At 43.2% G+C, this 2,262-nt stretch carries 2 protein-coding genes and 1 rRNA gene; all 3 read right to left on the bottom strand.

Annotation, left to right across the window (positions count from 1 at the left end; translation table 11 throughout):
- Positions 1 to 281 precede the first annotated feature (281 nt).
- Positions 282 to 1,031 (bottom strand): CRISPR-associated endoribonuclease Cas6, encoded by a 750-nt coding sequence (gene cas6 / locus CLV36_RS16805; RefSeq protein ID WP_181353121.1) that lies wholly within the window; start codon positions 1,029 to 1,031, stop codon positions 282 to 284.
- A 109-nt stretch (positions 1,032 to 1,140) separates the two neighbouring features.
- Complete coding sequence (locus CLV36_RS16800) at positions 1,141 to 1,869, bottom strand: thermonuclease family protein (protein ID WP_181353120.1); 729 nt, start codon at positions 1,867 to 1,869, stop codon at positions 1,141 to 1,143.
- A 312-nt stretch (positions 1,870 to 2,181) separates the two neighbouring features.
- Positions 2,182 to 2,262 (bottom strand): 16S ribosomal RNA (locus tag CLV36_RS16795); the annotation flags it as partial.

Genomic DNA, 2,262 nt, shown 5'->3' with positions numbered 1-2,262 from the left:
TGGCTATGCTGCTTTCGAGAGCAGGTAAGGGAGGTGGTTTTAAGTTTATATGGGTTGATATTCATCCATTAATTGTTTATATCCCTTTTATATACAAAAACCCTGCGATCAACAAAGTTGATTCGCAGGGTTTGTCAACATTCTCAGCGCCTTATTAAAGGCGCTTTTAATCATAGTAAGATTCTAGAAACCTGGGAATTTTATAGATTGCCATTTAAGATCTTGTTCTTGATTAAAATCCCTTTCACTCTACATGCCCCTCGACAATGGTCATCTCAATCTCACTCATTAAGAGCAGACACCATACCAAACCCTTGGGAGCCATAAGAGCCTAATCCACTTTCATAAATCACCTGATGCATCTTAGTCGAGGTTTCAATAATCAAGGGAATTTGATACCCCTTCAAATTTTTCTCTTTATATCGAGTGAGGACGGCCGCTTTTTTTAAATTAAATTTCTCTGGGCGATAAAGTTGGATGCGCAATATCTCCTCCTCGGGAAACTCTTCATTCCAGCGCAAAGTATACCAGTTTTTCAATGAGTAACGCATACTGTCATAAAACTGGCTGTCCAGTGGATGACAATAGATGACTTGCCCGTCAATCTGTGTTGGCACGACAATCGAGCCTAACGCCTGATACACCATCTTGCGCTCAAAGGGTACTGGCGGCAAAATTCGCACATCTTTCAGCGGGAATATGGCATCATGTAAAGATAATTGTCCCACTTTCCAAACTCCTTCTATAAAACGTTGCACGATCTCCGGCTTGATCGAGTCCAACTGGTATGCAAGTGACCCTTTTACTTTCATGGCGGATTTCAGATTAATCCTGGAGGTGAAATAGCAGCGAGAAAAGACAAAGGGCTTATACTTCTTCCCACGATGTTCCAAGCCCGTATCATGTAACCATTGTGCAAGATCGGGATCCGCTTGCATCACACAGTGATAGATAAAGCTGCTAATCGGATAATTCAAGTCGTAAGGCAATAACATTTCGTCAGCTATATGAAACGTCACTTCTACTCTCATCAAAAAACACACCTTTCTCAATACCATGATGGTTGCAACTCAAAACACCGTAATCACCATAAAAATGTTTATTCAGGCACTACTTTTTTCTGTAATAAATGACTGCTCTTTATGGAAGATCCTCACAAGCCACACCATCTCCATCTTCATCCAATCTGTGTGGGTCTGCAGGGGCAAATTGATCGAAAAACGCTTGTGCTTCCTTTTGCGTTTTAAAATCGCTACAGTCCTGATCTGGGATATTGGGGTTGGGCTCACCTTTCGCAAAGCCGTGAGTAGGTAATGGTGCATTCGACGGTGACGACGACCCACACCATTTATCCCGATTAAAACCTTTGTCGCCTACATAGCCGGGACATTGCCATATTCCTTTTTTCGCTGTTTGAGCTATCTTTTCAGCCTTTCGATACGCATCCAAATGCTTCTTCGACTCGTATATGTATCCCACTCTGGCCAGTCCTTCTTTAAGAATGATTTCCTGTACGCTCTTGCCGTCTACATAGACATGAGCCAGTAAACGATGATACTGATCACGCTTCGCAACATCCCACTCCAAGGATACTTCTTTTGCCTCCGATAACAGCTTCTCCACAAACACTTTCGCTTCAGGTCCAAGGGGCTGCTTGCCTAACTCAGGATGCGATGTTTCTGGCATATCGACGAGAAGGAAACGGACCGATTCCACCTTGCCATCTATCTCAAACTTAGCTGTATCCCCATCCACTATCTCAACAAACTTGACCACTTCCCTGCCCGAATTGATCACTGATGATATCTCTGTCGCACAACCAGGCAACATGAACAAAGTGAGCATGAGAAGAAATAAACGCGGTTTCACCCTATCCCTCCTTCTGCACATTCATATTCATCTTATCAAATAGCTCGTGTGCGTTCATTCAAAGATGCTACACGCTACTTATCTTCTCAAATAAAGCACTTCTTCCGTCTATGTAGAAAAATACACGTTCACCCAAGCACAAGGCACATCGGTATATTTCAGTCATTCTGTTTTCTTGCTGCGCTCATATATTACAAAAAAACCACCTCTGCATAAGCAGAAGTGGTTTTCGGCGCATTCCCTGAAAACTAAAGAGTGAGTATCACGTGACCCAAGAAAATGATCGATAATGCTCTGAAAAGAGCTCCTTAGAAAGGAGGTGATCCATCCCCACCTTCCGGTAGGGATACCTTGTTACGACTTCACCCCAATCATCTGCCCCACCTTCGGCGG

This window comes from Laceyella sediminis (assembly GCF_003003125.1).
Lineage (GTDB): Bacteria > Bacillota > Bacilli > Thermoactinomycetales > Thermoactinomycetaceae > Laceyella > Laceyella tengchongensis.
Note: the sequence above shows the minus strand (reverse complement) of the source record. Positions and strands in the feature narration are given on the sequence as shown.